Annotated in this window: 20 protein-coding genes; 9 read left to right on the top strand and 11 right to left on the bottom strand. The window is 60.9% G+C overall.

From position 1 onward, the window contains the following. The 5 genes from bioD to CYD26_RS06805 all read left to right on the top strand — a co-directional run bounded on the left by bioD (window position 1) and on the right by CYD26_RS06805 (window position 6,544). Entirely contained in the window at window positions 1-681 is a 681-nt protein-coding gene (bioD, locus tag CYD26_RS06825; protein WP_099776019.1) for a dethiobiotin synthase, read from the top strand. A 107-nt stretch (window positions 682-788) separates the two neighbouring features. Continuing rightward, window positions 789-1,085 carry a pyrroloquinoline quinone biosynthesis protein PqqE gene (locus CYD26_RS06820; RefSeq protein ID WP_065761529.1) on the top strand — a complete coding sequence of 99 codons (297 nt, stop codon included), beginning with the start codon at window positions 789-791 and terminating at the stop codon, window positions 1,083-1,085. Between the two features lie 271 nt (window positions 1,086-1,356). Then, window positions 1,357-3,162 carry a phenylacyl-CoA dehydrogenase gene (locus CYD26_RS06815; protein WP_102052186.1) on the top strand — a complete coding sequence of 602 codons (1,806 nt, stop codon included), beginning with the start codon at window positions 1,357-1,359 and terminating at the stop codon, window positions 3,160-3,162. Window positions 3,163-3,357: 195 nt separating this feature from the next. Continuing rightward, entirely contained in the window at window positions 3,358-4,641 is a 1,284-nt protein-coding gene (locus CYD26_RS06810) for a diguanylate cyclase (protein WP_065761422.1), read from the top strand. Between the two features lie 124 nt (window positions 4,642-4,765). Further along, window positions 4,766-6,544, top strand: a complete 1,779-nt coding sequence (locus CYD26_RS06805; RefSeq protein ID WP_102052185.1) for an acyl-CoA dehydrogenase C-terminal domain-containing protein — start codon at window positions 4,766-4,768, stop codon at window positions 6,542-6,544. A 226-nt stretch (window positions 6,545-6,770) separates the two neighbouring features. On the opposite strand, the gene CYD26_RS06800 is transcribed toward CYD26_RS06805, so the two are convergent. After that, window positions 6,771-7,691, bottom strand: coding sequence for a LysR substrate-binding domain-containing protein (locus CYD26_RS06800; protein ID WP_065761424.1), 921 nt, complete (start codon window positions 7,689-7,691; stop codon window positions 6,771-6,773). Window positions 7,692-7,793: 102 nt separating this feature from the next. Between CYD26_RS06800 and CYD26_RS06795 the strand changes: the two genes are divergently transcribed. The 3 genes from CYD26_RS06795 to CYD26_RS06785 are packed head-to-tail and all read left to right on the top strand — an operon-like array spanning window position 7,794 to window position 10,058. Continuing rightward, entirely contained in the window at window positions 7,794-8,492 is a 699-nt protein-coding gene (locus tag CYD26_RS06795; RefSeq protein WP_065761425.1) for an MOSC domain-containing protein, read from the top strand. Then, a complete protein-coding gene (locus tag CYD26_RS06790; protein ID WP_099776013.1) occupies window positions 8,489-9,769 on the top strand; it encodes an aspartate aminotransferase family protein in 1,281 nt (426 codons plus the stop codon). The genes CYD26_RS06795 and CYD26_RS06790 overlap by 4 nt, the downstream gene beginning before the upstream one ends. 1 nt (window position 9,770) lies before the next feature. Then, the gene (locus CYD26_RS06785; RefSeq protein ID WP_065761427.1) at window positions 9,771-10,058 is read left to right on the top strand and encodes a hypothetical protein; all 288 of its coding nucleotides are present in this window, start codon (window positions 9,771-9,773) and stop codon (window positions 10,056-10,058) included. 109 nt (window positions 10,059-10,167) lie between these two features. Here the strand turns inward: CYD26_RS06785 and CYD26_RS06780 are convergent, their stop codons facing one another. From CYD26_RS06780 to CYD26_RS06735, 10 genes are all read right to left on the bottom strand, one after another. Continuing rightward, the gene (locus CYD26_RS06780) at window positions 10,168-12,006 is read right to left on the bottom strand and encodes a S9 family peptidase (protein WP_102052184.1); all 1,839 of its coding nucleotides are present in this window, start codon (window positions 12,004-12,006) and stop codon (window positions 10,168-10,170) included. After that, window positions 11,972-13,132 (bottom strand): pyrroloquinoline quinone biosynthesis protein PqqE, encoded by a 1,161-nt coding sequence (gene pqqE / locus CYD26_RS06775; RefSeq protein WP_065761429.1) that lies wholly within the window; start codon window positions 13,130-13,132, stop codon window positions 11,972-11,974. Before pqqE ends, CYD26_RS06780 begins: the two co-directional genes overlap by 35 nt. Then, a complete protein-coding gene (gene pqqD / locus CYD26_RS06770) occupies window positions 13,104-13,379 on the bottom strand; it encodes a pyrroloquinoline quinone biosynthesis peptide chaperone PqqD (RefSeq protein ID WP_065761430.1) in 276 nt (91 codons plus the stop codon). Before pqqD ends, pqqE begins: the two co-directional genes overlap by 29 nt. Beyond that, on the bottom strand, window positions 13,376-14,131 hold the full coding sequence (gene pqqC / locus CYD26_RS06765; protein ID WP_065761431.1) for a pyrroloquinoline-quinone synthase PqqC: 756 nt from the start codon (window positions 14,129-14,131) through the stop codon (window positions 13,376-13,378). The genes pqqD and pqqC overlap by 4 nt, the downstream gene beginning before the upstream one ends. An 8-nt stretch (window positions 14,132-14,139) precedes the next feature. Then, entirely contained in the window at window positions 14,140-15,051 is a 912-nt protein-coding gene (pqqB, locus tag CYD26_RS06760) for a pyrroloquinoline quinone biosynthesis protein PqqB (RefSeq protein WP_102052183.1), read from the bottom strand. A 67-nt stretch (window positions 15,052-15,118) separates the two neighbouring features. Continuing rightward, window positions 15,119-15,190, bottom strand: a complete 72-nt coding sequence (gene pqqA / locus CYD26_RS06755) for a pyrroloquinoline quinone precursor peptide PqqA (RefSeq protein WP_003243383.1) — start codon at window positions 15,188-15,190, stop codon at window positions 15,119-15,121. A 160-nt stretch (window positions 15,191-15,350) separates the two neighbouring features. Continuing rightward, window positions 15,351-17,693, bottom strand: a complete 2,343-nt coding sequence (gene pqqF / locus CYD26_RS06750; protein ID WP_102052182.1) for a pyrroloquinoline quinone biosynthesis protein PqqF — start codon at window positions 17,691-17,693, stop codon at window positions 15,351-15,353. A 42-nt stretch (window positions 17,694-17,735) separates the two neighbouring features. Next, window positions 17,736-18,536, bottom strand: a complete 801-nt coding sequence (locus CYD26_RS06745) for a carbon-nitrogen hydrolase family protein (RefSeq protein ID WP_102052181.1) — start codon at window positions 18,534-18,536, stop codon at window positions 17,736-17,738. 13 nt (window positions 18,537-18,549) lie between these two features. Next, the gene (locus tag CYD26_RS06740; RefSeq protein ID WP_065759048.1) at window positions 18,550-20,232 is read right to left on the bottom strand and encodes an NAD(P)/FAD-dependent oxidoreductase; all 1,683 of its coding nucleotides are present in this window, start codon (window positions 20,230-20,232) and stop codon (window positions 18,550-18,552) included. Window positions 20,233-20,435: 203 nt separating this feature from the next. Continuing rightward, a complete protein-coding gene (locus tag CYD26_RS06735) occupies window positions 20,436-20,897 on the bottom strand; it encodes an Lrp/AsnC family transcriptional regulator (RefSeq protein ID WP_099776001.1) in 462 nt (153 codons plus the stop codon). Window positions 20,898-21,397: 500 nt separating this feature from the next. On the opposite strand from CYD26_RS06735, the gene CYD26_RS06730 reads away from it, so the two are divergent. Next, a complete protein-coding gene (locus tag CYD26_RS06730; protein ID WP_102052180.1) occupies window positions 21,398-22,822 on the top strand; it encodes a site-specific integrase in 1,425 nt (474 codons plus the stop codon). Window positions 22,823-22,940: the final 118 nt, after the last annotated feature.

The raw sequence follows: 22,940 nt of genomic DNA, 5'->3' as shown, positions 1-22,940 counted from the left end.
ATGAACGCAGCCTATTTCATCGCGGGTACCGATACCGACGTCGGCAAGACTACGATCGCCGCCGGCTTGCTTCAGGCTGCCCGCCAGGCGGGGCTCAGCACGCTGGGTGCCAAGCCGGTTGCCTCGGGCTGTGAGGTCAGCGCCAAGGGCTTGCGCAATGCCGACGCCCTGGCGCTGATGGCGCAAAGTTCGATTGTATTGCCCTACGAGCAGGTCAACCCTTTCGCCTTTGAGCCGGCCATCGCACCGCATCTGGCGGCGCGTGAGGCGGGCGTGGCATTGACGGTTCAGGGGTTGCTCGCGCCGATGCGTCACGTGTTGGCGCAACGGGCAGATTTCACCCTGATTGAAGGGGCTGGCGGTTGGCGGGTACCGCTGTCTGATCAGGCCAACCTTTCTGATCTGGCCATTGCCCTGCAACTGCCGGTGATTCTGGTGGTTGGCGTGCGCCTGGGGTGCATCAATCACGCCCTGCTCAGTGCTGAAGCCATCGCGCGCGATGGCCTGCAGTTGGCCGGCTGGGTGGCCAACGTCGTCGATCCGCGCACATCGCGACTGGAAGAGAACCTTGCAACCCTGGCGGAGCGGTTGCCGGCACCCTGCCTGGGGCGCGTCCCTAAACTCAAGAGCGTCACGGCTGACGCCGTGGCTGAATTCCTGCAACTGGATCTGCTGGACTGACTACAGGCTATTGAAGGGCAATGTGCTATTAGTGTTTTTGACGGGCCTTTTTCTTTGAGGTCTGCTTCAATAGGCCGTATCTGCAGTTAGCGTCATGGAGTGTCGAAATGGAAATCTCAGGCAACTCAGCGTTCTATGCCGGTCTGGGGGCTATTCAGACGGGGCAGAACCGTGTCGATCAGGCAGCCAGCCAGATCGCCAATACCACCGTCGAGCGTGCCGCCACCAGCCAGTCCAGCGACTATCAGGCTGAGCGCCTGCGTTCGGTCGATCGCAGCCAGCAACAAGACCTCGCCACCAGCACCGTCGAATTGGCCCTGGGCAAGTTCCAGGTTGAACTCGGTGTCAAAGTGGCCAAAGCTTCCGACGAAATGCTCGGCACCCTGATCGATACCTACGCCTGACCGCCCCTCGGTCTATCTGCGTTCGCCCCCTCTACTACGCTTTATGTATCAGCGCCTTGGCCTTGTCGCCAGGCGCTCGTTCGTGCGCGTGTAGCGGGTGTAACGAGGGCCGTGCAGCGGTTTGAGATGGCGCAATTGCCCTCTGGACGATGCTTGACAACCCATTGGCGTAAACGTATGTTTCAAACAACTGTTTGACCGAAAGTCGCCAAGAGCTGGTCGGTGTGTCACGGTCTCCCTATCCAGGATCCATCAGCAGAGGTTTATCGCTATGCCTGATTACAAAGCCCCCTTGCGTGATATTCGCTTTGTTCGTGACGAGTTGCTCGGCTACGAAGCGCACTATCAGAGCCTGCCGGCTTGCCAGGACGCCACTCCAGACATGGTGAATGCCATCCTTGAGGAAGGCGCCAAGTTTTGTGAACAGGTACTGGCCCCCCTGAACCGTGTGGGTGACCTGGAAGGCTGTACCTGGAGTGAGTCGGGCGTGAAAACCCCGACCGGCTTCAAAGAGGCCTACCAGCAGTTTGTCGAAGGTGGCTGGCCGAGCCTGGCCCATGACGTCGAGCATGGTGGTCAGGGCTTGCCTGAGTCGCTGGGCCTGGCGATCAGCGAAATGGTCGGTGAGTCCAACTGGTCCTGGGGCATGTACCCTGGCTTGTCTCATGGCGCGATGAACACGATCTCCGAGCACGGCACGCCCCAGCAGCAACACACCTACCTGACCAAGCTGGTTTCCGGTGAGTGGACCGGCACCATGTGCCTGACCGAGCCGCACTGCGGCACCGATCTGGGCATGCTGCGCACCAAGGCCGAGCCTCAGGCTGATGGCTCCTACAAAGTCACCGGCACCAAGATCTTCATCTCCGCCGGTGAGCACGACATGGCCGATAACATCGTCCATATCGTTCTGGCACGCTTGCCCGACGCCCCTGCTGGCACCAAAGGCATCTCGCTGTTCATCGTGCCGAAGTTCCTGCCTACCGCTGATGGTGGTGTGGGCGAACGCAATGCCGTGGCCTGTGGTTCCATCGAACACAAGATGGGTATCCACGGCAACGCCACCTGCGTGATGAACTTCGACGCCGCGACCGGCTACCTGATCGGCCCGGCCAACAAGGGCCTGAACTGCATGTTCACCTTCATGAACACCGCACGTCTGGGGACTGCGCTGCAAGGCCTGGCTCACGCTGAAGTGGCCTTCCAGGGTGGCCTGAAGTACGCACGCGACCGCCTGCAGATGCGTTCGCTGACCGGGCCGAAAGCACCGGATAAAGCCGCTGACCCGATCATCGTTCACCCGGACGTGCGGCGTATGCTGCTGACCATGAAGGCTTTCGCCGAAGGTAACCGGGCGATGGTCTACTTCACCGCCAAACAGGTCGATATCGTCAAGTACAGTCAGGACGAGGAAGAAAGGAAGAAAGCCGACGCGCTGCTGGCTTTCATGACCCCGATCGCCAAGGCTTTCATGACCGAAGTCGGTTTTGAAGCCGCCAACCACGGCGTGCAGATCTACGGCGGTCACGGTTTCATCGCCGAGTGGGGCATGGAGCAGAACGTGCGCGACAGCCGTATCTCCATGTTGTACGAGGGCACCACGGGTATCCAGGCGTTGGACCTGCTGGGCCGTAAAGTGCTGATGACTCAAGGCGAGGCCCTGAAGGGCTTCACCAAGATCGTCCACAAGTTCTGCCAGGGCCAGGAGGGCAACGATGCGGTCAAGGAGTTCGTTGAACCGCTGGCCAAGCTGAACAAGGAGTGGGGTGAGCTGACCATGAAAGTCGGGATGGCCGCCATGAAAGACCGTGAAGAAGTTGGTGCCGCTTCGGTGGACTACGTCATGTACTCCGGTTATGCCTGCCTGGCTTACTTCTGGGCTGACATGGCGCGCCTGGCTGCTGAGAAACTGGCCGCTGGTACCAGCGAAACTGCGTTCTACACCGCCAAGCTGCAAACTGCGCGCTTCTACTTCCAGCGCATCCTGCCGCGTACCCGTGCTCATGTTGAAGCCATGCTGTCAGGTGCCAATAACCTGATGGACATGAAAGAGGAAGATTTCGGCCTCGCTTACTGAGTGAGTGGCTGAACTGAAAACCGCCTGCCCTGACCGGCAGGCGGTTTTTTTGTGTGGACGAACAGGAGGGAAGCCTTAAACCCCATCTCGCGCTGCCGTTAAATGAAAGTGCAGGTAAACATTCATCTATTCATGTGCGTTGCCGATGCACTAGAGGCACAATGCCATTGTTGATCTGCCGGGTCGGAGATTCCCTTGTTTCGTTTATCTGCTGTACGCCTCAGTCACTTTCTGCCATCACTGTTCCTTCTGCTCTGCGGACTGGCGGCGGCCTATGTGCGGGACCTGAGTGTTTTCTTCACATCGCTGTTCAATGTGCTGCCAACCTTGGTGTTGCTGCTTGGCGGTGCCTACTGCGCGGTTTACCGACGTCAGCGTGAGCTGTTTCTGATGGTCACGGTCTATATCGCCTACTTCCTGCTGGATACTCAGACTGACTTTTATCGAGACAATGGGCGGGTCCGTGAGGATGCGGCCGTTGTCTTCCATTTAGTGTGCCTGTTACTGCCCTTGCTGTTCGGGCTGTTTGGCGCCTGGCAGGAGCGTACGCACCTGTTCCAGGATATGGTGGCGCGCTTTGCCGTGTTGCTGGCTTTTGGCAGTGTCGCCCTGGGGCTTGAGCAGAGCTTCCCGCAGCCCTTGCTGGCGTGGCTGGCGGAGATTCGTTGGCCATCGTTGCATGGCCAATGGATGAGCCTGATCCAGATGGCGTACCCGGTGTTCCTGATCGCCTTCGGCTTGCTGGTGGTGCAGTACCTGCGTCAGCCACGACCGCTGCATGCGGCGCAGATTATTGGCCTGATCGGCATTTTCTGGATGCTGCCAAAGACGTTCATCTTGCCGTTTACCCTCAACATCATGTGCAGTCAGGTGATGTTGATGATTGCCGCAGCGGTGTCCCATGAAGCCTATCAGATGGCCTTCCGCGACGAGTTGACCGGGCTACCGGGGCGTCGCGCATTGAATGAGCGGATGCAGCGGTTGGGCCGTACCTATGTGCTGGCGATGACAGACGTCGACCACTTCAAGAAATTCAACGACACCCACGGTCACGATGTCGGGGACCAGGTGCTGCGTCTGGTGGCCAGCAAGTTGTCCAAGGTCACTGGTGGTGGTCGTGCCTACCGCTATGGCGGGGAGGAGTTTTGCCTGGTATTTGCCGGCAAGAGCATCGAGGAGTGCATGCCACACCTGGAAGCCGTGCGCGAGGTGATCGCCAACTACAATATCTTGCTGCGTAATCCGGATAGCCGCCCGCAGGACGATACTCAGGGGCGCCAGCGCCGTGGTGCTGCTGCGGCCGCCAGTGTGTCGGTGACCATCAGTATCGGTGTCGCCGAGCGTCAGATGGAGCATCGCTCGCCTGACGAAGTGCTCAAATCGGCCGACCAGGCGCTCTACAGCGCCAAAGGCGCGGGCCGTAACTGCGTGGTCGCCTACGGTTTGCAAAACAAGCGAGGGGCCGTTCGTACAGCGTGACCGGATATGACTATCTGGTCAAAAGATGGCCCTATGTCTCGCAAAAGTTGTTCAGGTACACTGGTTTTCTAACTGAGTATCGGTCCCTCGGGACTGCCCCTGACTGGTTCTGTGAGAGGTTGCCATGGCTGACTATAAAGCGCCCTTGCGCGATATGCGCTTCGTCCTCAATGAAGTCTTCGAGGTTGCCAGGCTCTGGGCTCAACTGCCCGGCCTGGCCGATATCGTTGACGAAGAGACGGCCATGGCCGTTCTCGAGGAGGCCGGCAAGGTCACCAGCAAAAGCATCGCGCCGCTGAACCGTGGTGCCGACGAAGAAGGCTGCCGTTGGGATAATGGCGTCGTCACTACACCAGCAGGTTTTATCGATGCGTATCGCACCTATGCCGAAGGTGGTTGGGTGGGCGTAGGCGGTGATCCCGCATTCGGCGGCATGGGCATGCCCAAGGTGATTTCTGCCCAGGTCGAAGAGATGGTCAACGCTTCCAGCCTGTCCTTCGGCCTGTACCCAATGCTGACGGCCGGTGCCTGCCTGTCGATCAATGCCCACGCCAGTGAAGCACTCAAGGCCACCTACCTGCCAAACATGTATGCCGGCGTCTGGGCCGGCTCGATGTGCCTGACCGAGCCCCATGCCGGCACTGACCTGGGCATCATCCGCACCCGTGCAGAACCTCAGGCAGATGGCAGTTACAGGGTCAGTGGTACGAAGATCTTCATCACGGGCGGCGAGCACGACCTGACCGAGAACATCATCCACCTGGTGTTGGCTAAACTGCCGGACGCACCGGCTGGGCCGAAAGGCATTTCGTTGTTTCTGGTGCCCAAGTTCCTGGTCAATGCCGACGGCAGCCTCGGCGCACGCAACCCGGTCAATTGCGGCTCCATCGAGCACAAGATGGGCATTCAGGCTTCTGCCACCTGCGTGATGAACTTTGACGACGCGGTAGGGTATCTGGTCGGTGAGCCCAACAAGGGCCTGGCCGCCATGTTCACCATGATGAATTACGAGCGTTTGGGCGTCGGTATTCAGGGCCTGGCATCGGCAGAGCGTTCTTATCAGAACGCGATCGAATACGCCCGCGACCGTCTGCAGAGTCGCGCGCCGACCGGTCCGCAAGCGAAGGAAAAGGTCGCAGACCCAATCATCGTTCACCCTGATGTGCGGCGCATGCTGCTGACCATGAAGGCCTTTAACGAGGGTGGCCGCGCCTTCTCCAGTTATGTGGCGATGCAACTGGATACTGCCAAGTACAGCGAAGACCCGGTTGTGCGCAAGCGTGCCGAGGACCTGGTGGCCTTGCTGACGCCGGTGGCCAAGGCGTTCCTCACGGACCTCGGCCTGGAAACGACGGTGCATGGTCAGCAGGTGTTCGGTGGCCATGGCTACATCCGTGAGTGGGGCCAGGAGCAACTGGTGCGCGATGTGCGCATCACGCAGATCTACGAGGGCACCAACGGCATTCAGGCGCTGGACCTGATCGGGCGCAAGGTCGTGGGCAGCGGCGGGGCGTATTACACGTTGTTCGCGGATGAGGTCCGCCAGTTCATCGCCTCGGCAGACGCCGGGCTGGAGGAATTCAGTAAACCGCTGGCAGCAGCCTTGGGTTGCCTCGACGAACTGACCGCCTGGGTACTGGACCGCGCCAAGAGCAACCCGAACGAGATCGGTGCCGCCTCGGTGGAGTACCTGCAGACCTTCGGTTACGTCGCTTATGCCTACATGTGGGCGCTGATGGCACGTACGGCGCTGGCCAAGCAGGGGCAGGACGACTTCTATGCCAGCAAACTGGGGACCGCACGGTTCTACTTTGCCCGATTGCTGCCGCGCACCCACTCGTTGAGCGCAGCCGTGAAGGCCGGTAGCGAGTCGCTTTATCTGCTCAATGCCGAGCAGTTTTAAGCTTCGCTGCGTCGTGTAGGAAAAGGCTTACACGACGTGGTGACTTTTCGCCTCTATCTAAAGATTGGATCCATCGCTAATCTTTACCACATGGACGTCGCGCAGGACGCGCAATGTACAGAACAGGGACACGCAGGATTCCTGCCAGGATGGCGGGTGAAATGGATGTCAGGGAAACAGTCTGCAAACCCCGCCTCGGCGGGGTTTTCTTATGCCCGCAATTAAATCAGCCCAGCACGTCCAGTGGCGATACGCCGATGTGCCGTGGGTCGATCTCTTCTTCCAGTAGCGTACGCAGCAACTCGATCGAGGCTTGCTGGCGCTGCGCATCCCGGAACACCAGGCCCACTTTCAGCGGCACCCGTGGCTCGCTCAACGGCTTCCAGAGCAGTTCCTGATCATCCGTCACCTCTTGGGCCCGCCCGGGCAAGACGGTAGCCAGCGACGTGTGTGGCAGGCTGTCTAGAATCCCGCCCATGTTGTTCATTTCCGCCTGAACCTGCGGGCGCCGGCCAAGGTTGGCCAGCTGCGACTGCCAGATCTGCCGCACCTGAAACTCTTCGCCCAGCAGCAGCATCGGTAACTCGGCGGCCTGTTTCAGTGAGACTTTCTTGAATTCGCGCAACGGGTGGGTATTGGGGATCACCAATTGCAGTTCGTCTTCATAGAGCATCAAGCCGTGCAGGCCCGGTTGGCGCGGCGGCAGGTAGCTGATGCCGATATCCAGTGTGCCGTTTAGCAGGCGTCGCTCGATTTCCATACCTGACAGTTCGTAGATCTGTACCACCAGGTGTGGCTGCGCCTTGCGTACCCGGTCGAGCAGCTGTGGTACCAGGCTTGGACGTACGGTCTGCAGTACCCCGATGGCCAAGGTGCGCAATGACTGCCCCTTGAAGTTTCGCAGGGCGTCACTCGCCCGTTGCAGGCCGTCGAGCAGGGGCAGTGCGTGGTTGTACAGGGTGTGCGCTGCCAGGGTCGGCAGCAGTCGCTTGTTGCCGCGTTCGAACAGGCTGACATCCAGGCTGTGTTCGAGTTGGCGGATCTGTTGCGACAGCGCCGGTTGGGACAGTGACAGGCGTTCGGCAGCCCGGCCGACATGACCTTCTTCGTAGACCGCGACGAAATAACGCAGTTGGCGAAAATCCATAAGAAATACTTATCAAAAAAGCTCGAAAAACGAAATGGCTGTTAGCCTGCAAGAAGCCTAGTCTATCCCGTATTCACAAGGTTTACAGGGCCATAGGGCGCGATGAATACCGTGTATGTGGATGGTGTTTACATAGGCAAGGCTAAAAACATCGGTCATGGCTTATTGACCGACATTGATAAGGAACAGGTTGCAAGAAGGCTGTGGTTGTGGCCACAGGGACTGGGCAGCGATGAACACGGCGACCCACGCTTCCATACCGGCCCTGAACGGGCCTTGCATCACTACCCCGCCGAGCACTACGCCTATTGGCGCAAACGTTATCCACAGATCGACTGGTGTGCACCGGCTTTTGGCGAAAACCTGTCGACCCACGGCATGAGCGAAGAATCCGTTTGCCTGGGCGACATGTTTCGATGGGGGGGCGCGCTGTTGCAGATCAGCCAGCCGCGCTCGCCCTGTTATCGGCTCAGCCACCGCTGGGGCCTGCTGGACTTGCCTGAACAGGCTCAGCAAACGGGCCGTTGCGGCTGGTTCTACCGGGTGCTCAAGCCGGGTTTTGTCAGCGCCGAAGATCCTTTTGAGTTGATTCAGCGTAGCTACCCAGGCCTCACCGTAGCCTGGGCGTTACATGCTTTTTTCCGTGAACCCCTGGAGCATGCAGGTTTGAAAAAGCTGGTGGATTGTCCGGCCCTGTCGTCACGCTGGCGCGACATCGCGATGAGGCGTCTACGTACCGGCCAGGTCGAAGACTGGACATCGCGTCTGCTCGGCTTGCCACTGGAAGGGTTGCGCGCATGAACCTGTTCAACCTGCGTCGTTCGCCGGCCCCCCTTGAGGAGCACGAGCCTGCTCCGGTGACCACTGCACCGGTCGAGTCGTTGTCGCGTGAATGCCTGATGCCAGTGGCAGAGCGCCCGGCACAAGTCTTCGTCCGGGGTCAGGGTTCCTGGCTGTGGGACAGTGATGGGCGGGCGTACCTCGATTTTACTCAGGGCTGTGCGGTCAACAGCCTTGGGCATAGCCCCAAAGCACTGGTTCAGGCATTGGGTGCCCAGGCTCAGGCGCTGATCAATCCGGGGGCAGGTTTTCATAACCGTGGCTTGTTGCAACTGGTCAATCGCCTGTGTGAAAGCACAGGCAGTGATCAGGCCTATCTGCTCAACAGTGGCGCCGAAGCCTGCGAAGGTGCGATCAAGCTGGCACGCAAATGGGGCCAACTGCATCGTAACGGTGCCTACCACATCATCACGGCCAGCCAGAGCTGCCATGGGCGTACGCTGGGTGCGTTGTCGGCCTCCGACCCGTCGCCGTGCAACCGCTGCGAGCCTGGCGTGCCAGGTTTCAGCAAGGTGCCCTACAACGACCTTGCAGCCCTGCATGCCGCCGTCGACTCGCGTACGGTTGCGATCATGCTGGAGCCTATCCAGGGCGAGGCTGGCGTCATTCCGGCGACCCAGGACTACTTGCAGGGTGTCGAGCGTCTGTGCCGCGAGCTGGGCATCCTGCTGATCCTTGATGAGGTTCAAACCGGTATCGGTCGCTGCGGTGCTTTGCTTGCCGAGCAAACCTACGGCGTACGCGCCGATATTCTGACCCTGGGCAAAGGCTTGGGCGGTGGCGTGCCGCTGGCCGCGTTGCTGGCACGTGGCACGGCCTGTTGCGCCGAGCCGGGCGAGCTGGAGGGAAGCCATCATGGCAATGCGCTGATGAGCGCTGCTGGCCTGGCGGTGCTGCAAACGGTATTGGAGTCGGGGTTCTTCGACCATGTGCAGGAGGCCGGACGGCACCTGCGCGATGGTTTGGGGCGTCTGACTGCACGCTACGGCCAGGGTGAAGTGCGCGGCCAAGGCTTGCTCTGGGGGCTGGAGCTGGCGGATGACTCGGCGGCTGCGGTGGTCAAGGCTGCGCTGCAGGAAGGCTTGCTGCTGAACGCACCGCAGGCGAACGTGCTGCGTTTTTCGCCGGCGTTGACCGTGAGCAAAGGCAACATTGATGAAATGCTGTTGCGCCTGGCACGGGCATTCGCCCGGGTCCATACCGCGCAACTGAACCGTCGTCGCGAGGCTAGTGCCTGAGATGCGTGTACTTGTCCTGCAACATTCGCCCGCCCAGCGTCATGGGCCACTGAACCGCTGGCTGCTGCAAAACGCCGAAGCGGTGCATATCTGCCACCTCTATGCCCATGCCCGCATGCCACGGCTGGACAGTTTCGATCTATTGATCGACCTGGGGCCCGAGCAACCGCAGGAGCCTTGGCGTGACGCCGAGCGACGCCTGCTGGAAAAGGCCTTGAACGCTGGCAAACAAGTGCTGGTAGCCGACCAACTGGACCACCTGATCCTTTCTGGCAACGTTCTGCACTAACGAATTTTACGAACCGTCTCGCGTTCCTGCGCATCGCCCTGGGCCTGATCATTTTGGCTCGGGGCGTTTTTTTATCTGCCGTCAGTTGCTCAAAGGCACGCCTGGGGTCCTAAGGTGCGCTGAGGACTTTGCGGTAGAACTTCCATTCCTCCTCCAGCGCATGGGCGAGGTTGGCCGCGGTCCGAAAGCCGTGGCGTTCATTGGCATAGAAGTGCCCTTCGGCGTGAATACCGCGGCGTTTCAGGGCGTCGAGCATGCTGCGCGTTTGCTCGGGGACGACCACCGCATCCAGTTCGCCCTGGAAGAAGATCACTGGCACTTTGATTTGTGCGGCATGCAGCAGCGGTGTGCGCTGTCGGTAGCGCTCGATGTCCCGCACGGGGTCGCCGATCAGCCAGTCGAGGTAGTCGCCTTCAAACTTGTGCGTGGCGCGGGTCAGGGCCAGCGGATCACTGACCCCGTAGAGGCTCGCGCCAGCACGGAACACGTTGTGAAAGGCCAGCGCACACAGGGTGGTGTAACCACCGGCGCTACCGCCTCGGATAAAGGCCTGGGTTGGGTCCACCAGGCCTTGCCCGGCCAGGTAGCTGACTACGGCACAGGCATCTTCCACGTCGACTTCGCCCCAGCGCCCGCACAGCGCCTGACGATAGGCCCGGCCATAGCCACTGCTGCCTCGATAGTTGAGGTCGGCGACGGCAAAGCCGCGTTGGGTCCAGTATTGAACACGCGGGTCGAGCACCGGGTAGCATGCGGATGTCGGGCCACCGTGGATGAACACCACCAGCGGTGGGCGCGACGTCCCGTTCATGGCCGGGTAGAAAAAGCCATGGGCAATACCATCACCGCTGGGGTAACGGAGGGTTTGCGGTCGGCTGATGCGTTCGGCCGGTAACGGAAGTACGCCGCCACTCAACACCTGAACATGGTGCGTTCGCCGGTGGATGGCGATGACAGCCGGTGGGTGGGTGGCCGACGACGCGATGGCATACAGGTAGGTGTTGTCCAGGTCCAGGCAGCGAAAACGGGTGAACGCGCCGCTGAAGTCTTCTAGCGTGCCGTCGAGATGGCGCACGCCCAGGCGGCTGAAACCGTCTTCGAACCAACTGGCCAGATAACGTCCACGGTCCAGGGGGCGCCAGGTGCTGGCGCCCAGTTGCCAAGGGGCGCCGGCGTGGTCGGCCGCCGTGGCGGGGAGTGCCTGCCAACCCTGTTCGGTTTCACCCCAGGGCTGCCAGAAACCTTCACGGTCTGACAGGCAATACAGGCGGCCATTGCTACCGAAGCGCGGTTGTTGCAGGGATTCCTGTTCGTCGCCGTCACCCGCAATGCACTGCGCCGGGCTCCAGCGGCCATCGGCCTGACGCTGGCAGCACAGCAGGCGGGTGGCGGTCCAGGGTTGATCGGGGCGGTTCCACTCGATCCAGGCCAGGCGGGCACCATCCTCGCTTACGGTCGCAGATGCATAGAAGTCCGCACCTTCGGCCAGTACCTCCCGTGAGCCCCGGCCAATGGCGACCAAGCGGTGTTCGACCTGATCCGGCGTGTGCGTTTCCTCAACGGCCACGACCTTGCCGTCTGCCCAGCACAAATCACCGTAACGACGATGGCCGTGGGTCAGCGGCTGCGGCTGGCCGCCATCGAGGCTTTGCCGATAGAGCTGCTGGTCTGTTTCGTTGACGAACACCAGGCCGTTGGCCGTGAGGCAGAATGCACCGCCACCATACTCGTAGACCCGGCTACGTACGCTGAAACCATCGGGCGTCAGGCAGCGGCTGCGGCCCTTGTGCCAATGCCAGATCCGGCAAGCACCGTCCTGGGGACGAAAGGCATTCCAGAACAACCCGTGCGGGCCGACCTTGAGTTCGGCATAGTCGGCGCCTGCGGCAACCGCCTGTTCGGCGCTGAAACGATCAGCCGCGAGCGATGACACGGGAGTTTCGATCATTGCGGAACGTCATCTGGTCGATGGAGAGGTTGGCGTGTTCAGCGTCTTTCCGGGCGTTGAGGATGATCCCGTGGTCGGCCGATTTGGCGCAGACCGGGTCAGCCTTGCTGGCGTCGCCGGTGAGCATGAAGGCCTGGCAGCGGCAGCCGCCGAAGTCTTTTTCTTTCTCGTCGCAGGAGCGGCACGGCTCAGGCATCCAGTCATAACCGCGGTAGCGGTTGAAGCCGAACGAGTCGTACCAGATGTGCTGCATGCTGTGTTCGCGCACGTTGGGAAACTGCACGGGCAGTTGCCGTGCGCCGTGGCAGGGCAGTGCAGTGCCGTCCGGGGTGACGGTGAGGAATACGCTGCCCCAGCCGTTCATGCAGGCTTTCGGGCGCTCCTCGTAGTAGTCCGGCGTGACGAAGATCAGTTTGCAGGGGTTGCCGGCAGCCTTGAGCGTTTCGCGGTACTCGTTGGTGATGCGTTCGGCGCGCTCCAGTTGGGCGCGGGTCGGCAGCAGGCCGACCCGGTTCAAGTGCGCCCAGCCATAGAACTGGCAGGTGGCAAGCTCGACGAAGTCCGCTTCCAGGGCAATGCACAGCTCGATGATGCGGTCGATCCTGTCGATGTTGTGCCGGTGGGTCACGAAGTTCAGCACCATCGGGTAACCGTGGGCTTTTACCGCGCGGGCCATTTCCAGCTTCTGCGCAAAGGCTTTCTTCGAGCCGGCCAACAGGTTGTTCACCTCTTCGTCGCTGGCCTGGAAGCTGATCTGGATATGGTCCAGCCCGGCGTGCTTGAAGTCGGCAATCTTCTGTTCGGTCAGGCCGATACCCGAGGTGATCAGGTTGGTGTAGTAGCCCAGGCGGCGGCCTTCGCCGATCAGTTCGGCGAGGTCCTGACGAACCAGCGGTTCGCCACCGGAGAAGCCCAGTTGCGCGGCGCCCATTTCCCGCGCTTCACGCATCACCTTGAACCATTGCTCGGTGTTCAGCTCCTGGCCCTGGGCAGCGAAGTCCAGTGGGTTGGAGCAGTACGGGCACTGCAGTGGGCAACGGTAGGTCAGCTCGGCCAGCAACCACAGCGGCAGACCGACCTCAGGGGTAGCGGGTACCTCAGGCAAGCTCGATCCAGTGTTCGACACGGGCGACCTCCATGAATTGCTCGATGTCATCCCCAAGTTCGGGTACGCCGGGAAACTGCTCGTCCAGGTGGGCGATGATCGCGGCGACCGTGCGCTGACCATCAATCAACCGGCCGATGGCCGAGGCGCTTTCGTTGAGCTTGATCATGCCCTCCGGGTAGAGCAGCACATGGGCTTTCTGTGCCGGCTCGAACTGGAAGCGGTAACCCGGGCGCCAGCGCGGGGTCAGGTTGCGATCGAAGCTCATAGGGCAATCCCCTTGTGCCAGACCCGTTCACGGGTGACGGTGTGATAGGGCGGGCGGTTCAGTTCGTAGGCCATGCTCATGGCATCTAGCATGCTCCAGAGAATGTCCAGCTTGAACTGGAGAATCTCCAGCATGCGCTGTTGGCCTTCCACTGTAGTGTAGTGCTGCAAGGTGATACTCAGGCCATGTTCGACATCGCGACGGGCCTGGCTCAGGCGTGTTCGGAAGTACGCGTAACCGGCAGGGTCGATCCACGGGTAGTGTTGCGGCCAGCTGTCCAGGCGCGACTGATGGATCTGTGGCGCGAACAGTTCGGTCAGGGAGCTGCTGGCGGCTTCCTGCCAGCAGGCTCGTCGGGCAAAGTTGACATAGGCGTCCACCGCAAAGCGTACACCGGGCAGCACCAGCTCTTGAGAGCGTAGTTGCTCGGGATCAAGGCCAACGGCCTGGCCCAGGCGCAGCCAGGCTTCGATACCGCCATCTTCACCAGGTGCGCCGTCATGGTCGAGCAGGCGTTGAATCCACTCGCGGCGGATCTCGCGGTCCGGGCAGTTGGCCAGGATCGCGGCATCCTTCATCGGGATATTCACCTGATAGTAGAAGCGGTTGGCAACCCAGCCCTGGATCTGCTCGCGGCTGGCCCGGCCTTCATACATGGCCACGTGATAAGGGTGATGAATGTGGTAGTAGGCACCCTTGGCCCGCAGGGCTTGTTCAAACTCGGCGGGGGACAGCGCTTTGGCGTCGTTCATGTCAGCTCCTACAACTCGATGCTCATGCCGTCGAAGGCGACTTCGACACCGCGGCGGTTCAGTTCAGCGCGTTCGGCCGAGTCTTCATCCAGGATCGGGTTGGTATTGTTGATGTGGATAAGCACCTTGCGCTGCGTCGGCAGGTGTTCCAGCACTTCAAGCATGCCACCTGGGCCGTTCTGGGCCAGGTGGCCCATTTCCCGACCTGTACGGGTGCCGACACCACGTCGCTGCATCTCATCATCGTCCCATAGGGTTCCGTCGACCAGCAGGCAGTCGGCGCTGGCCATCTTCTCCATCAGCCCGTCATCGACTTGCCCAAGGCCTGGGGCATAGAACAAGGTACCGCCAGTGCGCAGGTCTTCGACCATCAGCCCGAGGTTGTCACCTGGGTGTGGGTCGAAGCGGTGTGGCGAGTAAGGCGGTGCGGCGCTGCGCAGCGGGAACGGGCTGAAGCGCAGGTTAGGGCAGGCGTCGATAACGAAGCTGCCTTCCAGTTCGATACGGTTCCAGACCAGCCCACCGTTCCAGTGGCTGAGCATATTGAACAGCGGAAAGCCGGTGCTCAGGTCCTGATGGACCATGTCGGTGCACCAGACCTGATGGGGGCAGCCTTCGCGAAGGCTGAGCAGGCCCGTGGTGTGATCAATCTGGCTGTCGAGCAGGACGATCGCGTTGATGCCCGTGTCGCGCAGTGCCCGTGCCGGCTGCATCGGGGCAAAGCTTTGCAGTTGGGCGCGGATGTCTGGCGAAGCATTGCAGAGTACCCAGTGGACGCCGTCATCGGACAAGGCGATCGACGACTGGGTTCGCGCCGTGGCGCGCAGGGTGCCATCGCGAATGCCCTTGCAGTTGTCACAGTTGCAGTTCCACTGGGGGAAACCGCCACCGGCGGCGGAACCGAGAATCTGGATGTACATGGCCACTCCTGCCGCGTCTGAAAATGAAAACGCCCCGGCTGACCGAGGCGTTGTACTGACAGCAAACTCAGCGGTTTGCGAAGTACATGGTCACTTCAAAGCCGATACGCAGATCAGTGTATGCAGGTTTGGTCCACATGGGATTACTCCTTCCGGATAGGTCTGGGGGTTGGTGGCTACTTATTTAGTCCACCCTCGCAATGAAGGGGGTTCGGTGGCCAAGATTGCGCTATCTTACTAAAAAATACGAAGCTGAAAGGTTAAATCTTAGATAAATGCCGTTACCGCGGGCGTAAAAATCAGCATGCATCCTGCCAGGCGGCGGACGGCGCTGGGCCGTTGGCCAAGCATAGCCAACCCTGGTCAACCCGGCGCACCGCCTCGGCGGCGGCTTCGAGTGTTGCCAGGTCTACAGCCTTGATGCGTGCCTGCAACGGCTTCAGTGTCTGCAGGGGATGGCCGGCCAGTTGCGCTTGCCAGGCCCACTCGGCCACATCGCTGTTGCTCATGCTCGGTTCAGCGAACTGCGCCGCCAGGGCCTGACGTTGTGCTTCCAGCTCGCTGGCGTGAGTGTTGAGCCAGAGTCCTAGCCCATCAATGAAGGTGTTGATGTGCATGAGGATTTGCCTATGGCTGACCGACGGTGACTGCACGCCGAACAGCAGGCCAGCATGGCCTTGAACCTGACGGAAGGCGCTGAACACGGCATAACCCAATTGCAGTTCGACCCGCAGACGCTGGTAGAAAGGCCCCTGGATCAGGTGTGCCAGCAGGCGTCCTGCAGCCTCATCGGCCACCGGGCAGAACAACAGCAGGGCTTGCTCTGCGCTGTCATCCGTCGAGTGGTACCACTGCCTGCCGCGAATGAGGCGCGGCGTGGTGTGGCTGCCAGCACTGCCGGGAATCGCCAGTGGTTGCCGTTCGGTTGCCGCAAAGCCGGTGGCCAGCCCTTGCCAGCGTGCGCTGCTCCACACGGCCTGAAGCTCTGCGTCGGTGGCTGTTTGCACCTGCGGGGTTGTGTTCCCTCCCCCCAGAACAACCTCCGGCAATTGCCGTAGCAGTTGGCGGATGGGTATCAGTGTCGGTTCCCGGGTTGGGGTCGTGGCCGTCTGCCAGGTACTCGCTGGAGGGCTGCGCAGCACCGCCAGGGCTTGCGTGACAACTGCATTGACGGCGCTGGGTGCGCCAGCACAGCGCAACTGCCAGTAGTGTGCGCAGGCGCTGAATTCCAGTTCTACACAGGCTTGTGCCGCGCGTTCGATGAGCCTTTGCAGGGCACTGTTGAGCCGTGCGTAGAGGTTATCGTGGCCGCCTGAGTCGAGTTGCCAGCGCAGGTACAGGATGCCGGTCTGGCGTGTGCTCGGCAGGGCGGGGTTGTAGACCATGTTGGGGGTGCCCGACGACGCCCGAGTGGTGGCATCAGCGTTCACCAGGAATGGGTTGGGCTCGGGCAACTGCCAGGGCATGACCGTTTCGAGACGCGGGCATGTGCGAGCCAGTAGCGGGTTGAGCAGGGCGCTCAGCGCTGCACTGTCCGGTGTCCCGGGTGGGTTGCCCGTGCTGTCTTGACGTGCCAGTTGCAGGGCGCCGGCACGCCCTTGCTGGCAGGCCATGAGCCGAGCGTATTCCTCCTCCAGCGGCGTCCGGTCGGCGCTGTTGAAAAAAGCCAGCCAATCAAAAAACAGCCGTTCAACGTCACTGCGATGCTGCTCATCCGTCAGGGTGAACTGCACATGCAGCAGGGCCTGCTGCTCATACTGATAAAGCGTTTTGAAACTGAGCCCCGTTATCCAGCCTTTTTCGCGCAACAGTGCGAGCAGTCCGCCGGGTTGGCTGTCCGTTAGCCACGTGCTGAGGAATGCGATTGCGTCCTCGCTACCGGTAGGCAAGCGTTCACAGGCGAACAACAGGTTCAGCAGGCCTGCCGGTTGCGCCGGTGCGCTGCACAGTTGCAGAGGTGTGACCGGCGCCTGGGCTGTTTTCAGCCCGGGATTGAAGGCCTGGCTATAGGCTTCGGCCATTGCCAACAACTCGGTCAGTGGTTGTGGCCCGGCCAGGCTCAAGGTTATTTGCCCTGCCTGGTAGTAGCGTTTGTGGAAGTCCTGCAGTGCCCGTTGAAAGGCGGCCTGCTGTACACCCAGGCTGTAGCGGTTACCGGCATGGAAGGCCCGAAGTGGATGGCCTGCCGATACGCACTGAAGCAGGGTGAATTGTGCCTGCGAGGCGTGGTCGCGGGACCAGGCAATGAACTCGGCGTGCAGCACTTCGCGTTCGCGCAACTGCGCGGCGTGGTCGTCCAGGCGGGGCTGGGCAAGCATGTCGCACAGCCGCTCCAGGGCACCGCTGAATGCCGCGACCGGGACTTCGAAAAAAAACTCAGTGGCCCGTTCCCGCGTGCTTGCATTGACCTGGCCACCGTGGCGTTGCACATAGCGCATCAGGCCGTCTTCAGCCGGGAAGCGGCTGTTGCCGAGAAAAAACAGGTGTTCAAGGAAGTGCGCCAGCCCCGGCCATGCCGTTGGAGCATCGTGGCTACCGGCAGCGACATGCACTGCGGCGGCGCAGCGCTTCAGGTGTGGCGCATGGCGCAGTGTGAGCTGCAGGCCGTTGGCCAAGGTATGGTGTGCAAACGTGGCAGGCATGACGGCTCCAGCAAAACGCGAACCGTCATGCTAGCGGATAACTCAGCCTTTGCGCGGGTCGCCGTACAGCTCGGGGCGCAGGTCGTGCAAATAGGGGGTGTTGGCCCGGCCCTGTACGACCTGTTGGCGATCCAGATCGCTGACCAGCAAGCAGGCCTCGTGTCCAGCCATGGCCAGGATGCTGCCATCCGGGCCGACGATACTGCTTTGCCCACAGTACTGGATCGCGTCCTCGGCACCGCAGTAGTTGGCGTAAACCAGATAACACTGGTTTTCGTAGGCGCGGGCGCGCACGGTGACCTGGGCGACAAAGTCGTAGGGCACCATGTTCGCGGTCGGCACCAGTATCAGTTCGGCGCCGGCCAGGGCCAGACGTCGGGCGTTCTCCGGGAACTCGATGTCGTAGCAGATCAACAGGCCAAGCTTCCAGCCGTTGAGCTGAACCACCGGGAAGTGGTCCGGGCCCGGGCTGAACATCGCCCGGTCAAGGCCGCCGAACAGGTGCGTCTTGCGGTAGTTGCACAGGCTGCTGCCGTGGGCGTCGATCAGCTGTACTGCGTTGTACAGCCGACCATCATCGGCCCGCTCAGGGTAGCCATAGGCGATGGCAATGCGGTTGCTTTGGGCGATCTCCACCACGGCCATGGCCGAGGGGCCGTCCTCGGCCTCGGCCAGCCGTGCTACAGCGTCTGCGCCGATGTTATAGCCCGTCAGGAACATCTCCGGGCACACCAGCAGTTCGGCGCCCCGGGCAGCAGCGGCCTGCGCTTGCTGATGCAAGCGCTCCAGGTTGCCGGGCACGTCCACTGGCAGCGGTGCACCCTGATACACGGCGATACGCATGGCGGTTCTCTCGTCAGTCGGCCAGGGCGATTGGGCCAATTTCATTGAACACGTCGCCTGGGCCTGGGTTGTCCGGATGGGTGTGGCCACCGAAGTGGGTCATGATACCCCACACCGCATTGAGCGACGTTTGTACCGCCCCTTCTACCCAGGCGGGGGTCCAGGAGACGTCATCACCGGCGATGAACATGCCGCGCTGCTCGGCTGGCATGTCCTGCTGCATGAAGTGCGCGTACATCCGCTGGTTGTAGCGGTAGTGGCCGGGCAGAGCGCCTTTGAACGCACCCAGGAAGTGCGGATCGGCTTCCCAGGAAACCGTAATCGGATCGCCGATGATGTGCCCGGCGATGTCCACTTTCGGGTAGATCTTCTTCAGCGCATCCAGTGCCAGTTTCACCCGTTTTTCCACGGGTTGAGGCAGCATTTTCAGGGCATCGCTCATCCATGAATAGGACAGGCAGATTACCCCCGGCTTGTCGTCGCCGTTGTCGAACAGGTAAGTACCACGGGTGAGGCGGTCGGTCAGGGTCATGCTCATCAGGTCGCGACCGGTTTCCGGGTCCTTGTCCTTCCAGAAGGGGCGGTCGACCATGACGAAGGTCTTCGACGACTGCATGTAGCGTGTGCGGTCCAGGGCCATCCACATCTTCTGCGAGAACAGCGACTCCTCGCATTCGATCTGCGTAGTCAGCAACCAGCTCTGGCAGGTGGTCAGTACTGCGGCGTAGTGACGGGTATCTCCCCAGTTGTCAGTCACCGCCAGGCGACCGTCGCTGGCCCGGGCAATACGTTTGACGCCCGGCCGCGGCGCGCCTCGGTGCAGTGAGCTCAGGCTGGTACCTGCGGGCCAGTGGGCACAACGCTCAGGAACATGGCGCCAGATGCCCTGCGGCACCTGCTCGACGCCACCGACGATCAAGTGCTGGTGATCGTCGCAGTTGGTCATTACCACACGGAAGATTTCCAGCATCGAGTTGGGGAAGTCCGAGTCCCAGCCGCCCGTGCCGAAACCCACCTGACCAAAGACTTCTCGGTGCAGGAAGCTGAGCTTGGCGAACGACTTTGAGGTCGCAACGAAATCGTAAAAGGTGCGGTCGTCCCAGAGCGGCACCAGCGTGTTCCACAGCTCTTTGAGGCGCGGAACATCACGGTCACGGATGGCTTGCTGGATATCCCCAAAGCGCGCGCCGCTTTCCAGGGCGTCGGCCCAGGCATCGGCCACTTCCTGGAACAGCTTGGGCAAATCGGAGAGTTTTTCAGCGTAATGGGTCTGGCCTTCCAGATCGATCACGGTGCTGCCGGACGCCGGGGTCAGCGGGTTGGGGAAGGGCTTGGTCTCAAGGCCGAGCTTGTCCACATAGTGATAGAACGCCGTGGAGGACACTGGAAAACGCATTCCCCCCAGTTCTGCAATGATCCCGTCAGTGCCTTCAAAGGCTTGCGAGCGCAGGCGGCCGCCCATCCTCGAGGCTTCGTAAACGACCGGTTTCAGGCCCAGCTTCATCAACTCGTACGCGGCCACCAGGCCGGCGATCCCGGCACCGACAATCGCTACTTCCTCACCCTGTCGCTCGGCCGGGATGCTGCCGAGGCCTGCGGGGTGTTCGATCCAGTCGTCAAAGGCGAAAGGGAAGTCCGGGCCGAAAATAGTGACGGGTTTCTTTCCATCGGCGGGGTGGCGATTGTTCTTGTTCATGATTGACCTTGCCAGGGCTGCGCGGAGTGCGGAGCTTGAGTATAGGAAACTGCCTGGCGGTCATTTTAGAGGGTGTGGATTTCGTTATTAAGATGCAGAGTGTCGTCGTTATGCTCTTATTTATGTCATTTAGACGACGATACGCTACAAAGTGACGATCTGTGTGGGCGCCGGCGTGGCTCATGCCATGCCGGCCGAGGCGGTCAAATCGGCTGCCCGCGATCCACCTTGCTGCTGAGGATGATCGAGGTGGTGGTTTTCTCCACACCTTCGACGTTGCCGATTTGATCGAGCAACTGGTCCAGTTGCTCCGGTGAGTCGCTGCGCAGCCAAGCCACATAGTCAAACTCGCCACTCACCGCACATAACTGCTGGATCTGGCCCATGGCACTGAGCCGCCGCACCACATCCTTGCCGGAGCGTGGCTGCACGGTAATCCCGACATACGCCTGCAAGCCGCCATCAATCACTCGCTGCCCGAGGCGAACACCGTAGCCAGTGATTACCTTGGTTTTCTCAAGGCGAGCCAGCCGTGAGGTGACGGTAGTACGAGCGATGCCCAACTGCCGGGCCAGCGTGGCCACGCCTTCACGGGCGTTGATCTGCAACAGGGCGATGAGTTGACGGTCGATTTCGTCGAGGGCTGCAGCGCGTGTTTCAGGCATGGGGTATCTCGGATACAGGCCCTGGGTCAGGGCTATTGGGCTGGCTGAAAGGCCTTGGTGCCAGGTTAACGGCACTTGCATCCTCTGTGGGATGCAGGCTTGCCTGCGATGGATTCGGCGGGGTGCCCGCATTTACGCGGTGCTTGCATCACAGGCATGAGCTTATTCGGCTCATGGTGTGAGCCGATTGTGTCGGCTATTCGGCTCACTGTCCAACAATGAGGCAGTGCTGTTTGCGGACAGGCGTGACGTGAGCTTTTTAGGGCAGATACGAAAAAGCCGCGCAGTGCGCGGCTTTGAACGTGGTGGGCCCAGCAGGACTCGAACCTGCGACCAAGGGATTATGAGCGAGCGAATGCGGCGTTTCTGGTCGTCTCGGGATCTTCCTGGTAAACCACAAAATTCAATGAAAACAAGGCGGTTAAGGACGATTTTGTTTTCCGACGTTTCACCCAGTACCCTAGTTTTCCATCAGAAACGGGGAAGGAACGGGGAAGGAAATGGCAAAGCGTGCTCGACTGACTGACCTAGAAGCTCATGCGGTCAAGACCAGGAAATCAGAGCCAGTGGGCTCGCGGGGCAAAGGAACGTTGCTCCTGGAGCGCAAGGCGTCCGGTGCCATCAACGCTTACTACCGTGAGCGAACACCCAGCAGCGATCAGCGCTTGGCGCTTGGCACGCTGGCCAGGAAGCCACGACCAGGAACAGGTGAGCGTACCTTAGATGAGTTGAGGTCCGACGCCATGCGCCTTGCTGGTGAGGTGGTGGCCGCAGGCGGCATTGGGAAGTACCTGGAGCTGCTGGCAACACAGAGCGCGGCCATGGAGGTGGAGAGGCAGCGTCAACAGCGCCAGGCGGAAGCATTGGCGAGACGTGGCACCTTTGGTGAGTTGCTCGATAGCTATGTGAGCAAGATGGTGGCGGAGGGCAGGGTAAGCGCCAAGGAAATCGACAACATGTTTAGCCTGCATGTGAAGGACTACCATCCGGGATTGGTCGCCCGTGTGGCCGCCGACATTGAGCCAGAGGACATACAGCTCATCCTGGCAGGTGTACTGGGCCGTAAACCCAAGGGGCGTGGGATCGGCCACAAGGCAGCGGGGACATCGGCCAATGGAATGCGCACGACGTGTGACAAGCTCCGCCGCTATCTGCAAGCTGCCTTCAGTCATGCCGCCAAAGCCCATTTGGCACCTGAGCGGCTCGCCAATGAGGGCAAGGTCTTTTCGATCCGTTCCAACCCTGTGCGGGACATTCCAGTCACGCAAGGCACTGGGGCCGGTGATACCGAGTCGTTGACGCCTGCTGAGCTGGGGGAGCTGTTGAGGCATCTCGACACGCTACCTGACCGGCACGCGGCCATCGCCAAGGCTGCCATTTACCTGGGCGGCCAACGTCTCACCCAACTGTGCGCCGTGCCGTGGGACGCCGTGACAGGCGATACGCTCTGCCTCATGGATGGGAAGGGGCGTAAGGTCCAAGCCTGGGAGCATTTGCTGCCGATCACTGAGCGGATCAGGCAAATCCTAGCGCCGCTACTCGATGACCCAATTGGCCCTGGGCCTTTTTCGCTGACGCTCGGGAAGTCTGCGAATCCAAGCACGGTATCTGCTCTGTTTATCGACGCTGGACGCTCTCTTTCCGCAGCCGGTAAGGCCCACGCGTTCACCTGGAAGAACATCCGCGTAACGGCGGAGTCACTCCTGGCGCACCTGGGCGTTAGCTCTGAGGTCCGGGCCTGGCTGCTCTCTCATGGCCGCAGCGGGGTACAGGCCAAACACTACGACCGGTACAGCTACCTACCTGAGAAGCGCGCAGCCCTAGAGCAATGGGGGCGCTACTTGGACGGCCTGGCTAAAGGTGAGGATTCGACGGGCAACGTTGTGCTCCTAACACGGTCTCGGAAAAAATCCGACGAACGGTAGTTTTGACGTTTTTGCGGTGAGCATCAGTGAGATTGAATGACACTCTATGAAACACAAACTCGTTGTAAATCAGAAACTTGCGCACTTGATTTCTAACCCTCTCGACTTGTCTTTGCGG

Origin of the sequence: Pseudomonas sp. FFUP_PS_473 (assembly GCF_002858665.1) — a bacterium.
Classification (GTDB): domain Bacteria; phylum Pseudomonadota; class Gammaproteobacteria; order Pseudomonadales; family Pseudomonadaceae; genus Aquipseudomonas; species Aquipseudomonas defluvii.
Note: the sequence above shows the minus strand (reverse complement) of the source record. Positions and strands in the feature narration are given on the sequence as shown.